The organism is Corynebacterium sp. UD i78 (genome assembly GCF_056280545.1).
Genome location: NZ_JBWCED010000001.1, coordinates 152,780 through 173,397, shown reverse-complemented (window position 1 = coordinate 173,397; position 20,618 = coordinate 152,780). Strand labels below are relative to the sequence as shown.

Here is a 20,618-nt window from a genome sequence, read left to right as displayed (position 1 = left end):
AGCGCATACCTCAATACCCTCCCCACCTCCCCCGTGGGCTTATCCTGGGCCTTGTATATTGGGAAACCTGTGACACATCTGGCGCGGAAGGACCCGTGAATGCCCCGGGAATACTGGTACGACGAAGAGGCACCGCCGGTCGCACTGCTTGCCGCAGTACGCCGGTTCCGCACCGCGGACCAGGAGATGCGGCGTCGGCTGGGCGCGGACATGCGGATGAACGGCACCGACCTGGAGGCCCTGCGCCGTGTGATCGCCGCCGAGCGGTCCGGTCACCCCCTGACCGCGAGGGAGCTCGCTGATCAGCTCAGGATCAGCACCGCTGCCACAGCGAAGCTCATCACCCGGCTCACCGGGTCCGGCCATATGGCCCGCAACAGCCATCCCGAGGACCGCAGGGCCGTCCTCCTGGGCGCGACTGAGCGCTCCCACCGGGAACTTGCCGCGTGGGCCGGCCCGATGCACGAAGCCATGTTCGAGGTGGCGCGCGGCGTCCCCGCCGAGGCGCGCGAGGCGGTCATCGGGTTCCTCGATGCGATGACCGCACTGTTCAACGAGGACACGCACCGGAAGCACCCGTCCCGGGACTGAGACGGACGCCTTCTCCACTCGAGGATCCGACCGTCAGAGTGCGGAGTGGGTCAGCGCGGGAGTCAGCGCACGACCAGCCCCTTCGGGGTGAACCGGGCACCCGCCTCGGTCCACGCCCGGGTCGCCGTACCCAGCGCCATGACCTCGGTGCCGTTGATCTTCTCCACGGTCACCGGGGACAGGCGTCCGGCCGAGATGAGAGCCGTCAACCCCGTCACCACGGCCTGCACATCCGCCGGATCAGCGGCGACGGCAGCACTGCCGGCGCCTCCACCACCGGCACCATCACCCTCACCAGGTGTCGGTCGGGAGAACAGCAGCACACTGCGTCCTCCCCGGGTGAGATGGGCGAGCAGGCGGCCGTCCTGTACCACGACCAACGCTCCGGCGCCACGGGTCGGTCGCCCGGCACCACCGGGAGAGTCACCACCTGCCCCGTAGACCTCCGGCCACGGCACCGCCGCGCCGAAGGGGTTCGCCGGGTCCGAGGCGGCCAGCACAACCGGAACGCCCGGGTCAGTGACCGCCTCCTCCTCGATCTCGCGGAGCCGGTCGATGACCTCCCGTGATGCGAACTGCGCACCACCGAGACCGTCGACGACATACCCGCGCAGTACCGTGCCGTTGTCCTCCCAGGCGGTGAGCATCCGGTACGCCGCAGCAAAGCCTCCCTCGGTGTGCTCCGCCATCACGGAGCCCCTGGTCACCACCGCGTACCGGTCGAGCCAGGCTTCGCCACGGGCGATCGCGCGGTCGGCCGCTGCACCACCGGGCGCGGGCACCAGGGACCAACGTCCCGGTACCCCGGCATGGGCGTTCATCGCCGCCCGGCGCGAACGGACCTCCTCCGACCTCACGGTCTGGGCGAAGGTGGTGCGACCCATGCGCAGCCGCGCGGTGGAACCCCGACCGCGTCCGCGCCGCGGCGCCTTGTGCGCGCCCTTCGATACTGCCCCACCCCGGTGACCAGCCACGTCAGTGATCCCGGTACCGGCCAGCCGGGCCCGGACCGCAGCGAAGGAATCGGGCATGAGGACGCCCGCGTCGAAGAGCTCACGGATCGCGGCGTCCACCGCATCATGCGACGGACTGCCGGGAGAGTCCTCGGCCTCCCCGAGCGCACGCCCGATCTCCGCGGCGAGGAAGGCCCCTCCCCCTGCGACCCGGTCACGGATCAGCTGCGCGACCGGCCCGAGCGGCACATCGGATCCCTCGGTCGCAGCGACCAGCAGCGGCGCCAGGTCCGCGGGCAGCAGCATGACCAGCGGATCCGTCGGCGACGCCGCCCCGGCACCGACGACCACGACCTCACCTGAGGTCATGAGATCGTCGAGGTCCGCAGGCGCATACCCGGGGATCCTCGCAGGCAGCACCACGGTCTCCCAGGCACTCGCCGGCAGCGCGACACCCGCCAACTGCTCGATGACGCTAGCCAGGTCCTCGCGTTCCCCCTCGCCCAACCCGTGCCAGGACTGCAGGAAGGACGCATAGGTCTGCCGGCTCACCGGTTCGAGTGCACCACGGGCCTTCGCCAGGGTCGCGGCGCGCAGCCTGCGCAGGACGCCGGTGTCGACGTACCGTTCCCCGTCTGTCCCGCTGACGGACACGGTATCCAACCGTCGGCCACTCACCCAGCGCTTCGCCAGAGCGTCCGCGGTCGCCGCACCGAGTCCGAACTCGGTGGCGACCTCGGCGGCGGTGAACGGCCCGTGCGTTCTCGCCCACCGCAGCAGGAGCTGGTCGACGGCATCGGGGACCGTCTCCAGCGGTGCCCCCACTCCCGGGGGCACCGGGATACCGAGCCCGTCGCGGAGCAGCGGGGCGTCCTCGACGACGGCCCAGCGCAGCACGCCACCGACCTTCACCCCGCAGATCCGGCGCGGGATCATCGCCCGGACCTCGTCGCACACCGCGTCCACCCCGCCAGGCACCGCAGGATCGACCCGCCGGGCGACCTCGTCGACGGCCAGGGGCCCGAGGGCACGCAGCATGTCCACAACCTGCTCGGCCGAGCGGGCCTGCCGCCCGGACGCGAGCCACTGCAGCCCCGCGACAATCTCGGCGACCACTGCCTCATCAAGTTCCAGGCCCTCGCCACGGGCACCCAGTACCGCGGCGAGCAACGCCGGGTCGACTGACAGGGCGGCAGCGCGTTCGGCGGAGTCCCCCTCGTAGAGGAAGGCACCGGTGTAGCTGAACAGCAGGGATTCGGCGAACGCGGACGGCGTGTCCGTGGTGATCTCGGCGACGCGCACCCGCCGCGACCCGACCGCGCCGACGATCTTCTCGAGTGCCGGCAGGTCGTAGACATCGCGCAGGCACTCGCGCATCGTCTCGACCATCACCGGGAACTCCGGGTGCGGCCGGGCCACATCCAGCAGCTGGGAGGCCCGCTGGCGCTGCTGCCACAACGGCTGACGTTTGCCGGGGTTGCGCCGCGGCAGCAGCAGGGCACGGGCGGCACACTCACGGAACCGCCCGGCGAACAGGGCCGAGGAGCCCACCGCGTCCGTTACCTCTGCGACCACAGGAGAGGCATCGTCAGCACCGCCGGTCAACAGCTCCATCCCGGGCGGCTCCTCGGTGTACGGCAGGCGCAGCACGATACCGTCGTCCCCTGCCACCGCCATGGCGTCGATGCCGGACCGTCGCGCGAGTGCGGCACCGATCGCCAGCGCCCACGGCGCATTCACCGACCGGCCCCAGGGAGTGTGGATGACGACGCGCCAGTCCCCGACCTCGTCATGGAAACGTTCGATGAGCAGTGTCTTCTCATCCGGTATGACCTGTGTCGCCTCCCGCTGCCCGGAGTAGAACATGTCGAGGTTGGCCCGGGTGTTCTCGTCGAGGAAGGACGCCGCCCGCAGGTCACCGTCGCCACCGGTCCCCCACGACCGACGCGATGCCCCGATCACCGGCGCGAGTTCCGCCGGCCGGCCTTCGGCGTCCCCCACCCAGAACGGCAGGCGTCCGGTGTGCCCGGCCGCCGGGGTGACGATGACCTGGTCACGGGTGATCTCACTGATCCGCCAGGAAGACGCCCCGAGCGTGAACACGTCCCCGACCCGGGACTCGTAGACCATCTCCTCGTCGAGTTCACCGACGCGGCGTCCTCCGGCGTTCTCCCCGTCGGCGGGCAGGTACACGCCGAACAGTCCCCGGTCCGGGATCGTCCCGCCACTGGTCACGGCGACACGCCTGGTCCCGGGGCGGGCGACAAGCGTGCCCGCGGTGGCGTCGTAGACCACGCGGGGACGCAGCTCCGCGAAGTCGGTCGAGGGGTACCGGCCACTGACCAGCTCGATGACACCGTCGAAGGCCTCCCGCGGCAGGGCAGCGTAAGGGTGGGCGCGGCGCACGGTGCGGAACCACTCCTCCACGTCCACCGGATCGCCACCGGTCGACTCGGCCTGTGCCGCCCGGGCGACGGTCTGCTGGGCGAGCACGTCGAGGGCGTTGGTGACCACATGCAGCGGCTCCAGGTCACCGGCGAGCATGCGGTCGACGATGACGGTCGCGGCCTCGGCGTCCTGACGGTGCAGGGGGTAGACGGTGGCCCGGGAGACCGCGCCGACGGAGTGCCCGGCGCGTCCTGCCCGCTGCACCGCCGAAGACACGCTCGGTGGCGCCCCGACCTGCACGACATGGTCGACCAGACCCATGTCGATGCCGAGTTCCAGGGAGGAGGTCGCCACCACGCACCGCAGCGACCCCTCCTTGAGCGCCTGCTCGATGTCCGCGCGCTCGTCCTTGGACACCGACCCGTGGTGGGCCCGGGCGATGACCTGCGGAGCAGCGGCGACCGACCCGGACTGTGCCATGAGCTGGGCGGGGTCACGGCGGGTGGGCGCGGCCAGGGACTCCGGATCATGCTCCTCGGCCCAGAGTTCGTTGAGTGCGCCGGTAAGTCGTTCGGCGGTGCGTCGGGCATTGACGAAGACGAGGGTGGAGCGGTTGGCCATGACCTGCTCGTAGATCGCCCGCTGCACGTGCGGCCACACGGACTTCTGCTGTGGCAGGGCGGATTCACGGTCCACGCCGGACGCGACGCGGCGTCCTGATCCGGCGTCGGTGATCCCACCGACTCCCTCCCCGATGAGGCCGGGGCCGACGAGGGCGTCGTCAACGGGGATGTCGGGGTCAGACGTGCCCGCTGCGTCCGCGGCGTCCTCGGGAACCAGCGGCTCGACCTCCGGTGGTTCGCGGAAGTCCGGCACCACCGAGCGGACCTTCACGTCCCACAGCTTGTGTGCCGGCGGGTTGACCACCGTCACCGGCCGGTCACCGCCGAGGAAGGACGCCACGGTGTCCACCGGATTCACCGTCGCCGACAGGCCGATACGCTGCACGGATCCCCCGTGGTCTGCGACCAACGCATCCAGACGTTCCAGACTCAACGCCAGGTGCGCGCCCCGTTTCGTACCGGCGACAGCGTGGACCTCGTCGACGATGACGGTGTCCACGTCCACGAGCGTGCCGGCAGCCTTCGAGGTGAGCATGAGATACAGCGACTCGGGCGTGGTGATGAGCACGTCCGGTGGGGTACGCAGCAGTTTCGCCCGCTCGGACTGCGGGGTGTCTCCGCTGCGCACCCCGACGGTGACCGGGGAGATGTCGGTGCCGGTGGCCGCGGCGGTACGGGCGATCCCGGCCAGCGGGACACGCAGGTTGCGCTCCACATCCACACCGAGGGCCTTGAGCGGGGAGATGTAGAGGACGCGGGTCCCCTTGCGTGCAGTCTCCCCCGCCCCGTCCTGCATGAGCCCGGCGGAGGTCAGCCGCGCCAGTGCCCAGAGGAAAGCGGCGAGCGTCTTACCGGAACCGGTCGGGGCGACGACGAGGGCGTGCTCACCACGACTCACCGCGTCCCACGCCTGCGACTGCACTACCGTCGGCTCCACGAAGACCTCGCGGAACCAGGACGCCACGGGCGCGAAGAAGCGGTCGAGGGGGTCAGCAGTCATGCCCACCAGTCAACCACGCGGACCGGACAGCTTCGTGCGCCTTAGCGGCCGGGCACCGCTACCCGGTGACGCCGGTGAGCTCGTTCGGAGCCTCGGGCAGCTCCGCCGAGGCCAGGACCTCACCGTTGGACAGGTCCACGACGTGCAGTTCCTTCGTGTCAGGCTCACTGACGTAGGCGCGGTCGCCCAGGACGAACAGCGTCGGGCGGGCGTCCTGCCACTCGATCGGCTCCTCCCACTCGTCGATGACGTCCCAGGCCGCGGTCTCCTCGCCGGACTCCGGGTCGAGGACGTGCAGCTTACCGTCGGTGCCGAGCACCAGAGCCTCACCGGCCGGGCCGCGTCCCAGGGAACGGAAGCTGTAGGAGGTGCCCAGGTCGACGACCTTCGTGCTGCCCGCCGCCGTGTCAGTCAGGGTGATCTTCGTGGGACGCTCGAGTTCGGCGTCCTCATCGGTCTTGTAGTCACCGAGGACAACGGTGGACTCCTCCGACCCCGCCTGGTTTCCGGTGCGGGCGTACTTCTCGGTCGCCTGGATCTTGGTGAACTCGCCGTTCTTGTAGACCAGCAGTCCGTCCTCGCAGCCGAAGGCCGCGGCCTCACCCTGCGCTGCGGCTTCCCCGTGGACGCCGGGGCACCCGGTGCTCCTGGCGGTCTCCTGACCGTCCGCGTCGACGGCAACGACGGTGTCGCGGTACTCCTCGGTCCCCTCGGTGTGCACCAGGGTGCCGTCGGACATCTCGATGGCGACACCGTGGTGCGGCTCGGTCTCGGTGACGGTCGGTTCGGGGGCGTCACCCTCACCGGTCGTCTCAAGGAAGGCCGCGCTGTCGAAGACCTGGATCTTCCCGTCACCGTCGCTGAACAGGATGGTCTTCCCGTCGTGGCGGACGACGTGACCGGGCTTGTCCACGCTGTAGACGACATCGGTGAACTCTGGGTCGGTGGCGTAACTGTGGGAGTGGTCGCCGTGGGGCTCGGTCCACACACCGGCGTCGAAGAGCTGGAATCCCTTGGAGGTGGAGACCAGGGCGTGGCGTCCGTCGCCGACCGGGTTGAGTCGGTTGAACCCCTCGATCTTCTCGTCGGCGATGACGTCCAGGGTGTTGGCATCCAGCGTCAGGATGCCACCGTCGTAGGTGGTGAGGATGCGGGGCTGCGCGACCTCGACGACCTCGGGCTCGGCGGCGTGGTCATGTTCTCCGGTGGCGGAGGCTGCGGTGGAGGTGCCGGCGGCGGTGCTGTCGCCGCTGTCACTGTCGCTGTCACCGCAGCTGGCGAGGAGAAGGGCGGTGGCGGCGAGCGCCGCAGGCACGGCCGCGACAGAGCGACGGCGGGTACGGGTGGAACGGTTCATGGGGGTATCTCCTTGAAAAAGTCAGTGGATGAAGTGGGGATGTCTACCGCGGCATGAGCGCGTCGGCGATGCGCTCGGCGTTGGTGCGTTGCATGCCGATGTAGTTCCCGGCCTCACCGTCGGGCTCGGTGAGGGACTCCGAGAACAGCGCCACGACCTCGACATCCACGCCGGCCTCCTGAGCCAGGACCTCGGCGAGGCGTTGCGGCTGGGAGGAGTCGGCGAAGATCGCCGGGACGTGGTTGTCCCGGATGGTCGTGGACAGGTCCCGCAGGTCGGCGGCGGACGGGGAGGCCAGGGTGGTGCCGCCGGGGATGACCGCGCCGATGACCCGGTAGTTGAACCGGTCGGCGAGGTAGCCGAAGACGTGGTGGTTGGTCACGAGTTTCCGGTTGTCCTCCGGCACCGACCCGAGCAGTTCGGCGACCTCGGCGTCGAGCTGTTCCAGCTCACTGCGGTAGGACGCCGCAGCCTCCCGCACCCGGTCCGCCTCATCACCGTCGAGTTCGTCGGTGAGCTTCTCCTCGATGATCCCGGTGGCCTCCACCATCCGCGCCGGATCAGTCCAGAAATGCGGGTCCTTCGCTGCCTCGGCGCTGTCGGCACCGTTGTCGGCACCGGCGGTGTAGTCGAGCGGGTCGACCAGCTCGCCGACCTCGAGGACCTCGACGCCCTCACCGCGGGCACTGTCGAGGATGGAGCCGAGCCCCTCCTCCAGACCGAGTCCGTTGGCGACGACCAGGTCGGCGTTCTCCACCTCCCCGGCCTCCCTGGCGGAGATGCCGAAAGAGTGGGGGTCGGCGTTCGGTTTCATGAGCACCCGGACCTCGGCGGTGTCGCCGACCAGCCGGGTGACCACGTCACCGAGGATGTTGGTGGTGACGACGATGTCCGGTTTCCCGTCACCGCCGGTGCAGGCGACCGCGCCGGAGGCACCGAGAACCAGAGCCAGGACGGCGCCGGGTACGCGGAGGCTGAATGGTCGGCGCATCATTTACCTCCCGTGACGGCCAGGGCACCGGGCGCTCCGCCGAGATCGAACTCGCGGGTCTCACGCAGTCCGTCGGCCACGTCGAGTTCGGTGACGGTGCCGGACGCCGGGTCCGAGACGTAGCCGCGTTCGGTACCGAGCACCACAGAGGCACCCTCGGCCCCGCTCCGGCCGACCTCGACGAGTGAGGAGTCGGCGAGGATCCCCCCGGACTGCGGGTCGACCGCGTATCCGGTGCCGTCCTCGTCGAGGGCGAGCACCGAGCCGTCGTCCGGGGACACGGCGGCGGACGTCACGGGCGCATCAGTGGGGGCGACGGTCCAGGTTCCGGTCTCCGGGTCGAGCAGTCCCAGTCCACCACCCTCGAAGGGCACGCCGACCAGGTCGCGACCGGCGGCCAGGGACCAGGCACGGCCGTCGGCGTCCTCCGGATAAGGAACCAGGGTCGAAGTGAGAGTGTCCGGGTCGTCCTTCTCCGTGACCGTGAGGACACCGTCGGCGCAGGCGAACAGGACGGCGTCGCGGACAGTGGCCGCGCCGTGGATGTCGGTGCAGGTGGCGTCTCCGGCCAGGTCGGACTTCTCCCCCGCCTCATCGAAGACCGCCAGGGTGTCCGGGAGTTCGGCGCTGTCCTTCTCCGGGGCGATGGTGCTGACCACCTGATCCGCGAATGGCACGGCGACACCGTGGTGCGCTCCGGCGCTGAACTCGGTGACCGGCTCAAGAACGTCATCGTCCATGTCGGCGCGCGGGTAGACCTTCACGTCGCCGGTGGCGTCATCGAAGAAGGCGACGCGGGTGTCCGCGGACATGACGTGGCCGGGCTCTTCGGCGGGCACCTCGCCCACCGTGCCGGGCTCCGAGCGGTAGTAGTGGAAGTGGTCGCCGTGGTCGACGGTCCAGACGCCGGAGTCGGTCACAGTGGTGGTTTCCTCCCCTGTGGTGAACAGGTAGCGGTTGTCGGATCCGTGCAGTTCTGCGGCGTCCTCGGTCTGGACCGTGTCACCGGTGAGCAGGTCCACCAGGGTGAGTGTGCCGGAGTCCGCATCCGAGACGGCGAGCCGCAGCTGCGGTTCGGTGGCTTCCTCAGCGCCCTCGACATAGCCGTGCGGGGATGCCTCAGCAGTGTCCTGGCCTGCGTCCTGCCCGGTGCCGTCGTCCCCGGATCCACAGGCGGTGAGGCCGGTAGCGAGTCCGAGAGCAAGTGTGGCGGCTGTGACGGCAACGAGCCGCGTGGCGGTGTCCGGTCGTCCCATATCTCCTCTTAATGAAAATGATTGTCATGTGCGTTAGCGGAATGAACTCTACACACCACCTCCCGGACCGCCAACACCACGAGGAAGGTCAAACCTCCGAGCAGCGTGATCGTCGCCCCCGCCGCCGTCTCCGCGTACCAGCTGACCAGCAGCCCGACATACACCTGGGTCACCCCCAGCACTGCGCCGAGCACCATCACCCGCCCGATCCCCCGGACCAGCAGCACCGCCGTCGCCGGCGGGCCGATGAGCAGACCGAAGACCAGCAGCGTCCCGACGACCCGGAAGGACGCGACCGTCGCCAACGCCACGAGGATGAGCATTGCGACATGGGCGAATCCGGGGCGCAGTCCGAGGGTCTGCGACTTGCGTGGATCGAAGGTCAACGCCGTGAACGGCCGGTGCATCACCGCGCAGACGACGAGTCCGACCAGCGCCGCAATGCCGACAGTCAGCACATCAGTGGATCCGACCCCCAGCACGTCACCGAAGAGGAACGCCGTGAGATCGACCGCGAACGACCCGGAGTGCGACACGATCACCACACCCAGCGACAGCATGACGATGAACTGGAGACCGATACTGACGTCCCTCGACAGTCGCGTCGCACGACTCACGACCACCACCCCGAAAGACATGACCACCGCGCTGACAGCGGCGCCGAGCATGAGATTCGCCCCGAGCAGGGACGCCACCGCAACCCCCGGCAGCATGCCGTGACTCATGGCGTCACCGAAGAAGGCCAGGCCGCGCAGCACCACCCAGGTGCCGACGCAGGCGCAGAGCACCGCGGTGAAACTGCCGGCCAGCAGGGCCCGGAACACGAAGGAGACCTCGAAAGGGTCGGTCAGGATTTCCATGTAGTAATGATTATCATTACCATCAAGATATGCGCGAGACTGTCTCCCTCCACGACGTCTGTCACAGTTACGGCCGGAACCCCGGTTCCGGCCACGGGCACAGCCTCTCCCTCGACCACGTCACCGTGGCCTTCCCGGTCGGATCCGTCACCGCACTGACCGGACCCAACGGCTGCGGAAAGTCAACATTGCTCGGCCTGCTCGCCGGCACGCTGCCTCCCTCACACGGTCGGATCACCGGCCGACCGGACAACATCTGCATCGTCCCCCAGCACAGCCAGACCCCCGAGCTCTTCCCGGTCACCGTCCGTGACACCGTCGCCATGGGACGGTGGCACTGGGCTGGTGGACGCAGCAGGCACAGCATCCTGCAGTATCTGCCGTATGTACGCCGTCTCAACCGCTCCGACCACACCGCAGTACACCTGGCGATGGAGCGTACCGGGATCACGGACCTCGCCGACCGCACCCTCGCCGACCTCTCCGGCGGTCAGCGTCAGCGCACGCTCATCGCCCAGGGGCTGGCACAGGAAGCACCCCTGCTCCTGCTCGATGAACCTCTGTCGGCAGTGGATGCCGCCACCGCGGACCTCATCAGCCGGGCCATCGCCGAGGAGAAGGACGCCGGGGTCACCGTCATCATCGCGACCCACGACCGCGACCAGGCGACGGCCGCTGACCGGGTCGTGACACTCGACAGAGGAATGGTTGTCGCGATCCACCCGTAAAGTGCGGCAGCAGATGTGGCACATTCATCCGGTACGTTCCGAGGTCGGCACATGTGTCGGCAACCGGCTCCAGCAGTACTCCCGGGGAGGGCACGCACGAGAGCACCGGGCACGCCGGATGCCGGGCTTCGCCGACCTCAGCCGCCGTCGTTCCGCTGTCGTCAATACCTGCGTAGGTGGAGCCGGGGTCACCGACAGCACAAGGGGCGGAAAAATATGCGCCCCACCACACCACGACCCGGCTGTCGTTCCGCACCACCGCTACACTGTCCCCATGACGTCTACGATTGACGACGAGACCCTCGCCCGCCGCCTCGCCCAGGGAACCGGCGAGATCCTCAAGGGTGTCCGAAATGTCGGACTGCTGCGTGACGGTGAACTCGGGGATGCCGGGGACTCCATCGCCCAGGAGTGGATCGCCCGTGCACTGGCCATTCACCGTCCGGAAGACTCGGTCCTCTCCGAGGAAGCCGCTGACGACCTGATCCGTCTCAAGAAGGAGCGGGTGTGGATCATCGACCCGCTCGACGGCACCCGCGAGTACGCGGGCGTGCGCCAGGACTGGGCGGTGCACATCGCACTCGCGATCAACGGCTCCGTCACCACGGCGGCGGTGGGGATGCCGGATCTGGGCCAGGTGTTCACCACCGGGGAATCCAGGGCGGTGACGGGACATCCCACGAACCGTCTGGTGATCTCACGGAACTCCACTCCCCAGGTCGCGGTGCATGTCGCGGAGCAGACCGGCATGGAACTGGTGACGATGGGATCCTGCGGCGCGAAGGCGATCAGCGTACTGCTGGGCGACAATGACGCCTATCTCCACGCCGGTGGCCAGTACGAGTGGGACAATGCCGCGCCGGTGGGGGTGTGCGCGGCCGCCGGCCTGCACTGCAGTCGACTGGACGGGTCCCCGCTGGTCTACAACAACGAGAACACCTACCTGCCGGACGTGCTGATCTGCCGTCCCGAGCTGGCCGACGGGATCCTGGCGCAGGCCGCAGCCTTCTTCGGCGAGCACGGCAGCTACCAGCCGGAGGACTGATGGCCGGGCGCCGGGCGAAGCTCACGGCCGAGGACGCGGTCGGTACACCGACCCCGCTCCGCCGCCATAGTGCGAACCTGAAGGTTCATCTCATTCACCGCAGAACGGTATAAGAGTACAACATGTTTTAGTTTCACTCCTGGCCGGCTTTGTCCAGCCGGAGGCCCCGACCCCCTTTATGAAGGGCATTCAATACCCCCAGTGAAGGGCTATAAGTTTCTCCACGGCATCAAAAAGCGCGCAGAATCCCCTGGCAGCCTAGCGTTTGACCCATGACGTTCACCGCACACGCCACCCACACCGCCGCCACTGCCACCCACCGCCGCCAGGCAGGTCGCCGCCCCCGGTTTTCTGCCGATGACGTCGTGAGGACCGCCATGGAGCTCGGTCTGCGCTCATTCAGCGTCGCCGCCGTCGCCCGGGAACTGGGCGTCACCACAGCCGCGGTCTACCGTCGCTTCCCCTCCCACCGGGCACTGCTCGAGGAATGCCTCAACCGCATCCTCTCGGAAGTTGCTCCGCTGACCGAGGCGGTCAGCTGGCAGGACTCGCTGCGCCGGGCCGCCGACGAATGGTGGGCACTGTGTCTGAGATACCCGGAGCTTCCACAGGTGGTCTCCGGCTACGAGAACCAGGTGACGAGGTTCGTCGCCGTCCCGTTCCGGACCTACGGTCGGCGACTCATCGAGTTCGGTTTCTCGCTTCAGCAGACCCACTTCGTGGCATCCCTGCTGATCAGCACCCTCGACCAGATCTTCCGTATGCCTGACGATGAAACACGATGCCCTTCCAGGAACTTCCTCCGGACACGGGCGGTAGAGATCATCGTCTCCGGCATTGACAAAGACACCGACGGGTGGGAGATCGACGGCGACAGGTCGGCCGCTCAATGAAGCATCCGTTCTCCGCTGCGGTCTCGTCCGCAGCCACATCTGCCTGCGCCGTGCTGACTGTCCTGGTCTTGTCCGCCTGTACAGGCTCCGATGATTCGCCCGCGGTCAGCTCAGACGCCGAGATCACTTCCGAACAGAACTGGCCGGCGGTCAACGGGTCAGAACTACCTGCGGACACCTCCCCCGATCTTGCGGGACCACGGGACGCTACCTGCCCGTACCTGGACGGTGGCATGGTCGAAGAGCTCACCGGTGAGCGGTGGACGGGAACGAGCCTGGACACCCGGTTCGAAACACCCACCTGTGTGTACTGGTCCTATGAGGAGGTCCCGCAGGCAGTGGTGCAGGTCCGGTGGATGACCACGCATCAGGACGCCGTGGCCGTGGTGAACTGGGCGGCACCGGTGGACACCACCACGAAGGCCCTGCAGCCGGAAGGCTGGTCGGGAGGACGCGGCGGCACCTCCGACAGTGAGTACGGCGTCCCCGGCGGCGGGGCTGTCTATTCGGTCTTCAAGGACAACATAGCTGTCACCGTCACGACGGCCCAGGATCAGTCGGTGAAGGCCCAGAAGATCGCCGAACAGACGATCACGAATCTGGGCCTGTGACGGCCACGCGGTGAAGATCACGCGCCAAGAGTCACGCGGACAGCGAGAGGCCCCGCGGGCAGACTCTCTGTGAATCTGCCCGGGGGCCTATTCTGCGTCCGGAAGCGTCAGACTACTTCTTCGACGGGGTGTCGATGCCGAAGATCTCGAGGACCTCGGGGATCTTGGTCGACAGGGTGACGATCACGCCGAGGATACCGGCAACCGCTGCACCGAAGGCCGCGACGTTCTTCAGGGACGACAGGGCCTTGTCGAAGGAGAAGTTCCCGTTGTCGTCGCGGGAGCCGAAGACGTCACCGAAGTCCGTCGAACCGGTGATCTCCTTATCGTCTTCGTCACCGGGGAGGGCGGGACCGTCTCCGGCCTCACCGTCGCCCTCGTCGGTACCGGGCTCCCGGATGTCAACGCCGACCGACTGGTCGGTGCTCTCGTTGGCGGTCGCTACAGCGGTTCCCGAGAAGGTGACAGCGGTAGCGGTCGCCGCTGCGAGCAGTGCCTTACGAATGTTCTTCAAAGTGATGGACCTTTCAGGTGATGTGGTGTGGCAGGTAGATCAAGACTCAAACGGTTGGAGATGGAGTTGAGGCCCCGGCGTAAGCCGGAGCCTCTCCCCCCTGGTCCGGCTCACAGAAGAGTCAGCCCGGGGGTCGTCCGGGGAGAGCCTAGGCTTCACCCTCGCGACGGTTGCGCAGCAGTAGCCACGCGCCTCCACCGACGAGAATCAGCGCGAGTGCTGTCAGACCGATCACCGAGGCACCGGTGTTGGCCAGGCCGCCATCGCTGGAGGAGCTGGACGGCTGCTCCGGCATCGCCTGGCCCGGGTGGCCCGGGGTGCCCTCGACCGGGGTGGTCGGGGTCTCCGGGGTCACCGGGGTGCCCGGCTCAGTCGGGGTGCCCGGCACCGGCGGGTGCGGCGGGATGATCGGAATAATCGGGATGATGATCAGTCCGTCGATTCCGCTCTCGTTCTCCAGACCGATGGTGACCGGACTCTCGCCCTTGATGGTCACCGTCGCAATGGTCGGGAAACGGTCGCCTTTGTCCTCGGAGTCCAGGTCAGCATTGCCTTCCTCGACAGTCCACTTGACGTCCTTCCAGGTCAGGTGGCGGGCATCCTCGGACGCGCCGGTCTCCTCGAAGGTGATCTCAGTGCCCTGCGGGAAGTAGACCTTGCCGTCGATGACGGTGGCGTCGCAGTTCTCGGTCGGCACTGCGGACTCACCGTTCTTCACGGTGAAGACGCAGGTCTTGTCGAATCCGTCCTTGTCAGTCCAGGATGCGGTGACCTCGAAGGTGGTCTTCTTCGCCAGCTTGTTGGCCAGCGGACCGGTCACGGTCTTCTCGATGTCGACCTCAGTGGTCGGGACGATCGTGTTCCGAATCTCGGTGGGGACGGTCTTGCCGCCCTCAACCGTGAGCTGTCCCTCATCGAACTGCGGCTTGGCCCAGTCGACACCCGGCAGCGGAACCGGGGTGACCTCGTCGAAGGTCACGACGGTGCCCTTCGGCAGGTCACCGGAAGTCCACTTCCACTCGTTGGCCTTGTCCAGGGTTATGGTGTCACCGGCCTGGACGGCGCCTTCCGGCGCAGTCTGACCGGCGGAGACGTTGACATCCTTGATGGTCACATCGAAGGAGACATCCTCAGGCAGGAGGCCCTTCTCCACAGCCTCGTCCACTGAGATGGTGTCGCCGTCGTCGGTGACGATCTTCTTCTCGAACTCGACCTTGCCGAGGCTGTGCTTGGCCTCGTTGGTCAGGGAGATCAGGCGACCGCAGTCGGTCTCATCGGAGACGATGCCGGTGGCGGTGCCGTCGGTGTTCGCCCGCAGCCAGGTGCTGGTTTCCACACCGGCAGTCAGGGCCTGCACCTGGCAGGTCTGGTCATCAGCGACGCCCCAGGTCACGGAGCCCCACTCGACGCCCGGCACGTTCGGCTTGTCGGTCTCCTCGAAGGTGACCTCGGTGCCGACCGGCAGATCCACGCCCAGTTCAGTGACCTGGCCCTTGGAGACCTTCAGTTCGGTGGACTTGTACTCGTCTCCGTCCTTCCAGGTGGCCGTGACGGTGAACTCGGGGTCCTTGCCGACAAGGTCTGCGGCCTCACCTGAGACGGTCTTAGTCAGACGCAGGGTGCCATCGTTCTTGGCGACGGTGTTGGTGACAGTGACTGCCTTGACGTCTTTACCGATGGTGACGACGGCGTTGCCGTCCTCGTCAGTGGTCACGCCCTCGCCGGAGAAGGTGGGGGTTGCCCAGGCGAGACCGTTGCCGTTGGTGGGGACATCCTCGGTCACGGTGACCTCAGTGCCGCCGGGCAGCTGCTCGCCGAAGTCCACAGCGTTCCCGTTGGTGGGGACAGTGAGAGTCGTCGACTGCTCGTTGCCGTCAGCGTCGGTCCAGGTGGCCTTCACATCGAAGGTCTCCGGGACGTTGGAGTTGCCGGCCTCCGGGCCCACAACCTTCTTCGCGATGGTGAAGGTACCCGTGGTCTCCGACGCAGTGTTCGTCAGTATGACCTCGGAACCGCTGGTCCCCTCGCTAACCGTGACAGATGACGGCTCAAACTTGGGAGTACCCCAGGTAATGAAGTCCGTGTCGACCGGCTGAGTCTCGTCAAAGGTGACGACGGCACCGATAGGAAGATCCTTCAGGGTGTAGGACTGGTTCGCCTTCAGGGTGAAGGGAATGTCCCGGGGGCCCTCGCCTTCCTTCTCGGTCACGTGAGCGGTGACCTTGAACTCCAGATTCGGGTCAACAACGGTCGTGCCCTCATCGACCTTCTTGGTGACGGTGAGCTCGCCGAGAGTCGCGGTATTCTTCAGCTGGACAGACACGTTCGACTTCGGGGTGATCGCGACAATCGCGCGGCCCTGCTCGTCAACGGTGACACCGTCAGACCTAACGAAGGTGCCCGGCTGCCACAACACGCCGGCGTCAGAGGGGAAACCGGTCTCGGTGAGGCGAATGAGCCAGCCGTTGCCGCGGGTGAAGTGACCGGAGACGGGGGTACCGTCCGCCTTCACCTTCACGTTGTAGGTGTTCTCCGGCTGATTGGCGTCGAGCTTCTCCTGGGAGGAGAACTCCTCGACCTTGACGGTGAACTCGGCATCCTCGTCGAACTTCTCAGAGCTGCTCGATGCAGACTTCACCAGGTCGAAGGAACCACGGGAGACACCGGAACCGGTACCGCCGGCGTTCCAGTTCATGTCGACGTGGGTCTTGAGCTCCTTACCGTTGACCTTGAATTCATTCTCGTAACGAGTGCCGGCAGCATCCTGACCACCGCTGGAAGTACAGGTGGTGTAGGTGATGGTGTAGTTCCGGTAACGCGAGAAGTCCTTCTCGTCGGCCGGATCAACCTTCAGGGAAAAACCGTTGTCTCTCTTGGTGACGGTGATCTTCTCCGTGAGGTCCACATCCGGGACCTTGTAGTTACCGACTCCCTTACCCTCGACGGTCATGCCCAGCGCAGCCACCAGGTCGGTACTGTCGCTGCAGACAGCCATGGTGTCACTGAAGGCGTCAGTGGCCTCGAGGACCTTGGCGGGCTCGAAAGAGCCGTCCTCGAGCTTGGTCTCCAGATCGTAGCCCTTGATCTCCACGGTCCAGGTCTGGGTGGTACCGGCCGGGTACTCTTCACCGTCAATGGTGACAGGCTTGGTGTTGAAGGCGCCCTTCTTGGTTGAGTTAGACGTGGGCGGAGTCGCAGTCTTGACCACTGGGTTACCGTTCACGTTGGCAGTGTTCTTGAACTGCTGGCCGCGGTCCGGAATCTGGTCGAGACAGGTGCTGTACTGAATCTCGTAGACCTTGGTCGCATCCTTCGTCAGATCACTCAGGGTGGTGGAGAAGGACTTCTCGCCCTCGGTACCGAGCCCCTTGACACCGCCGACACGGTCGGTGATGTCCGTCCACGAACGTCCGGTGTTCGGGTACTGGATCCGGTCGAGGGACTCACGGATCCGGAGGTCCACGCCACCCTCACAGATGAAGGTGTCGCCCTCGAACTCGTCGGAGAAATCGACGCTGCCGTCCTCCTTGACCATGTCACCGGGGATGGTGACGGTCCACTGGACCTTATCGAGGCCGCTGACGACAGAACCGGCCTTGGCCAGAACCTGCGGGGACCACGGCTGCCCCTCACCGATGCCGGTAGCGGAGTGCTGACCGTCGACGATGAAGGTGTTCTCGTACTTCTCGTCCGGCTCCAGCAGGCTGCCGTCCGTGGTGCAGGTGTTGTAGGTCAGAACGTAACGCTGGTCATCCTTGAAGGCACCACCGGCATTTATCTCGACGTCGACCGTTCCAGTGGCCTTCTCCTCAAGGGTGAGACCGTCCGCGATATCGGTCAGGGAAGCCCGACCGCTCTGCAGCTTGGCGTTGGCTGGAGAACAGACCATCAGCCCACCAGGCAGCTTGTCCTGGAGAGTGACCTTGCCGGTGCCCTCTGGATCCAGCGGGGAGAGCATACTGCCCGGGATCTCGACGGTCCACTGGATAGAGGACTTGTCCGGGTTGACCTTGGCGGACTTCGTGAGTTCGAACTCCTGACCGTCGCTGATGCCACCGTTGTCACCGGGCAGCGGAGCCGTAACCGGGCCGCCGGAGGGAACTGTGAACTCGACGTCCTTTGCGGAGGTGTACTTCGACGCAGTGGCCTCGATCCACCAGGTGCCCTGAACGTCTTCCTTGTCGTCGAGGTCGGCGGTGATCACACAGGTGAAAGTGTTGTCCTCGTTCACCGTACAGGTGCCTACCGGCCGACCGTCGTACTCACCGGTGCCGGTAAGGTTGAAAGTTTGTCCGGCCGGAATCTGCAGTTCCGCCGGGAAACCGACGGCGAAGGAGTCTCCCTCGGCGATGCCCTCCGGAGCCTTCCAGGTCCCCTCGACACGGGCCTTGTCACCGACCTTGAGCTGTTCGCCCGGGTTCGGGACATTCTTGATCAACGTGACGTCGATGACGATGCTGGAGTTCGCTGCCCGCGGTGTGGCCCCGACCTTCGGGGTCTCCGACGGCGGGGCATTAGGCTCGTTTGTCTCGGTCTCGGTGCCTGCAACGTCAGCATCGTCGGCGGTAACCACTTCCGAGGTGCCTTCGGCGGCTTCATTGTTCTGACTGTCGTCGTTGGAACCATTGGCATCGGGCGCGACGTCATAAGAGTCGCCCTCACCCACGGTCAGATCCGAAGTGTTGTTTCCCTGTGTCGACACAGACGGATCATCCGAATTCTGAGCGGCCGCCTTCGGCGCCACAGTCACTGCCGCCGTGAGGACGAGCGCGATGATCCCGATGAGGGCGGCGACAAGAAGCCCCCACCCTCGGACCGTCACACCTCCCCGCGGTGGTTGTGTCAGCCAACTTCCCATAATCAATCTCCTTGTGAATGCCATTCGGGGGAATCCCTCAGAGAGAGAAATACCAGCACCGGAAAAAGTCTCAGGGCATCACTTCAGAGATAAACAGGAATTCGATAAATTAGAACCCCTTGTTCCACCCCCGTACAAATTCGCACAGCACCGTTGCTGCGGGTCTCGCGCAATAGGGCGATCACAATTCCCCGTACCGACCCTCACGCCTCACACCGCCACGTCGCCGTAGGGCATCAGCGTCTCCACCCACGGAAAGACCACGTCCATCAGCAGGAAGAACACCCCTACCAGTACTGCCGCCACGATCACCAGGCGAATAGTCACCGGCCCCGGCAGGTGCCGCCAGATCCACGCGTACATCTCACACCCCCTCCACCAGTTCAGTCGGCAACTGCCCGTCCACCCGCGGTTCCGCACGCTGCAGCACAGCGTGAACGATCATCCGCTCCCGGTTGGAGAACTGCGGATTACAGGTCGTCAATGTCAGCAACGGCAGATCCCCGTCGAGCACATCCATCACCCCCGAGCCCGGCACCGGGTCCAGCACGCCGACGTCACCGGGCAGGGTGATATGCCGACCGGACAAGCCGGCGTACCGCCCCGTCGCCACCTCCGCAGCCGTCTGTTCGTCGAGACACTGCGCGGCTGCCGTCTGACGTGTCACCGGATCCGCGCCCGGCGCGTCCTCCACTGGCAGCAACCGATAGACGAACCAGGACGAGGCGGTTTCCACGACCACCGCATCACAGGTGGTCAGATGCCCCAGGTCATTGAACGGCGCCCCGCGCCCCACCCGGTGGCCGGCCACCGCGAAGTTCCCCGGCTGCCCCGGCAGCTGCGTGGACGAGTAATGCCCAGGTCCCGTGTTCAGCGCCGCGTCCGACGTGCCCTCCACCACGGCGTAACTGAAGTCCGGTCCGAAGGAGGGGATGAACATCCGGGCAAAGGCGGTACCTTCAGCATTTCGGCTCAGAGGACGTGGATTCTCGTCTGACCATAAGCGGTCCAGGTCCCCGGACACCTGCGACTGGAGTTTCCCGGACTCGATATTCGTCCACCACGCCTGGTAGACCACAAACAGTCCGACGACCACTCCGACTGTCAGCAGAATTTCGCCGACGACAGACAACCAAGTCGTCCTGCCGCGTGTTCCCATGAAAAGTGATCATCGCATACGCGTGAATAAACGTCATTGTTCCACCCTCATATTTCACCCCGTTACTAATCGCTACTCGTATGCCGGAATTACAGTCGTCTGCGCCCACCCGTCCCCGGGTGATCCCTCACCGCTCTTTACCCGTCCGGAACGTCCGGACTTCCCGACCCTGAAGGTGGTGCAGACACCCTCGTGGCACAAACTCCCCGCGGTAGCCGTCTCCCACGCCTCACCGTGGGCAACGCCGTACGCGCCGCTCTGGATCTCGGTATCTCGGAGTTCACCATGTCCCGCGTCGCCCGCGCTCTCGGCGTGACGACCCCCGCCCTCTACCGGCTTTTCCCGACACGTGATGATCTCACCGCCGCCTGCCTCGCAACGATCGGCCGCGATCAGCCGGAATCACCGGGCAACCTTCCCTGGCGCCAGTCTCTCTCCGTGTTCGCAGACCAGCTGTGGTCCACACTCCTGCACTACCCCGGGCTGAGCGAGGTGGTGTCGACCTTCCCACGGTCCCTCGGCAACGCACTGCAACCCACCCGCCGGATGGTCTGGAATCTGACCAGGCAGGGTTTCACCTACCCACAGACCCTCTTCGCCACCCAGTACCTCACGGACCTGGCGACCACCGCCACCGCCCAACTCCACCGTCAGATCACCCGCGTCGGCACAGGCCCGGACGCCGACGCACTCACCGTGGACTTCCACTGTCTGTACCGCACCCACGTCCATGTCCTCCTCGACGGACTCGCCGCCAGTGCCCCCACTTCCCGGCGATGAAGGGGCCTCTC

15 protein-coding genes are annotated in these 20,618 nt (G+C 66.6%); 6 read left to right on the top strand and 9 right to left on the bottom strand.

Features of this window, described 5'->3' with window-relative positions; genetic code table 11:
• The first annotated feature begins 99 nt into the window (after window positions 1–99).
• Window positions 100–591, top strand: a complete 492-nt coding sequence (locus tag ACZ9GM_RS00770) for a MarR family winged helix-turn-helix transcriptional regulator (protein WP_291473601.1) — start codon at window positions 100–102, stop codon at window positions 589–591.
• Between the two features lie 62 nt (window positions 592–653).
• Here the strand turns inward: ACZ9GM_RS00770 and ACZ9GM_RS00765 are convergent, their stop codons facing one another.
• The 5 genes from ACZ9GM_RS00765 to aztB are packed head-to-tail and all read right to left on the bottom strand — an operon-like array spanning window position 654 to window position 10,019.
• Window positions 654–5,555, bottom strand: coding sequence for a DEAD/DEAH box helicase (locus ACZ9GM_RS00765; protein WP_476037008.1), 4,902 nt, complete (start codon window positions 5,553–5,555; stop codon window positions 654–656).
• A 58-nt stretch (window positions 5,556–5,613) separates the two neighbouring features.
• A complete protein-coding gene (gene aztD, locus ACZ9GM_RS00760) occupies window positions 5,614–6,912 on the bottom strand; it encodes a zinc metallochaperone AztD (protein WP_476037007.1) in 1,299 nt (432 codons plus the stop codon).
• Between the two features lie 43 nt (window positions 6,913–6,955).
• On the bottom strand, window positions 6,956–7,903 hold the full coding sequence (gene aztC, locus ACZ9GM_RS00755) for a zinc ABC transporter substrate-binding protein AztC (RefSeq protein WP_476037006.1): 948 nt from the start codon (window positions 7,901–7,903) through the stop codon (window positions 6,956–6,958).
• Window positions 7,903–9,159: a hypothetical protein gene (locus ACZ9GM_RS00750; RefSeq protein WP_476037005.1), complete on the bottom strand. Its 1,257-nt coding sequence runs from the start codon at window positions 9,157–9,159 to the stop codon at window positions 7,903–7,905. The genes aztC and ACZ9GM_RS00750 overlap by 1 nt, the downstream gene beginning before the upstream one ends.
• Before the next feature lie 8 nt (window positions 9,160–9,167).
• Window positions 9,168–10,019: a zinc ABC transporter permease AztB gene (gene aztB, locus ACZ9GM_RS00745; protein ID WP_476037004.1), complete on the bottom strand. Its 852-nt coding sequence runs from the start codon at window positions 10,017–10,019 to the stop codon at window positions 9,168–9,170.
• A gap of 29 nt (window positions 10,020–10,048) precedes the next feature.
• On the opposite strand from aztB, the gene ACZ9GM_RS00740 reads away from it, so the two are divergent.
• The 4 genes from ACZ9GM_RS00740 (at window position 10,049) to ACZ9GM_RS00725 (ending at window position 13,296) form a co-directional block, all read left to right on the top strand.
• Entirely contained in the window at window positions 10,049–10,747 is a 699-nt protein-coding gene (locus ACZ9GM_RS00740; RefSeq protein WP_476037003.1) for a metal ABC transporter ATP-binding protein, read from the top strand.
• A 274-nt stretch (window positions 10,748–11,021) separates the two neighbouring features.
• Entirely contained in the window at window positions 11,022–11,792 is a 771-nt protein-coding gene (locus ACZ9GM_RS00735) for a 3'(2'),5'-bisphosphate nucleotidase CysQ (RefSeq protein ID WP_073884127.1), read from the top strand.
• Window positions 11,793–12,064: 272 nt separating this feature from the next.
• Window positions 12,065–12,685 carry a TetR/AcrR family transcriptional regulator gene (locus ACZ9GM_RS00730; protein WP_476037002.1) on the top strand — a complete coding sequence of 207 codons (621 nt, stop codon included), beginning with the start codon at window positions 12,065–12,067 and terminating at the stop codon, window positions 12,683–12,685.
• On the top strand, window positions 12,682–13,296 hold the full coding sequence (locus ACZ9GM_RS00725; protein ID WP_476037001.1) for a DUF2020 domain-containing protein: 615 nt from the start codon (window positions 12,682–12,684) through the stop codon (window positions 13,294–13,296). The genes ACZ9GM_RS00730 and ACZ9GM_RS00725 overlap by 4 nt, the downstream gene beginning before the upstream one ends.
• 112 nt (window positions 13,297–13,408) lie before the next feature.
• Here ACZ9GM_RS00725 and ACZ9GM_RS00720 read toward each other — a convergent pair whose 3' ends face one another.
• The 4 genes from ACZ9GM_RS00720 to ACZ9GM_RS00705 form a co-directional block, all read right to left on the bottom strand.
• The gene (locus ACZ9GM_RS00720; protein WP_476037000.1) at window positions 13,409–13,810 is read right to left on the bottom strand and encodes a hypothetical protein; all 402 of its coding nucleotides are present in this window, start codon (window positions 13,808–13,810) and stop codon (window positions 13,409–13,411) included.
• 148 nt (window positions 13,811–13,958) lie between these two features.
• A complete protein-coding gene (locus ACZ9GM_RS00715) occupies window positions 13,959–18,668 on the bottom strand; it encodes a DUF5979 domain-containing protein (protein WP_476036999.1) in 4,710 nt (1,569 codons plus the stop codon).
• 210 nt (window positions 18,669–18,878) lie between these two features.
• Complete coding sequence (locus tag ACZ9GM_RS00710; RefSeq protein ID WP_476036998.1) at window positions 18,879–19,031, bottom strand: hypothetical protein; 153 nt, start codon at window positions 19,029–19,031, stop codon at window positions 18,879–18,881.
• A gap of 1 nt (window position 19,032) precedes the next feature.
• A complete protein-coding gene (locus ACZ9GM_RS00705) occupies window positions 19,033–19,827 on the bottom strand; it encodes a class E sortase (RefSeq protein WP_476036997.1) in 795 nt (264 codons plus the stop codon).
• A 192-nt stretch (window positions 19,828–20,019) separates the two neighbouring features.
• Here ACZ9GM_RS00705 and ACZ9GM_RS00700 point away from each other — a divergent pair, with 192 nt between their 5' ends.
• The gene (locus ACZ9GM_RS00700; RefSeq protein ID WP_476036996.1) at window positions 20,020–20,607 is read left to right on the top strand and encodes a TetR/AcrR family transcriptional regulator; all 588 of its coding nucleotides are present in this window, start codon (window positions 20,020–20,022) and stop codon (window positions 20,605–20,607) included.
• Window positions 20,608–20,618 lie beyond the last annotated feature (11 nt).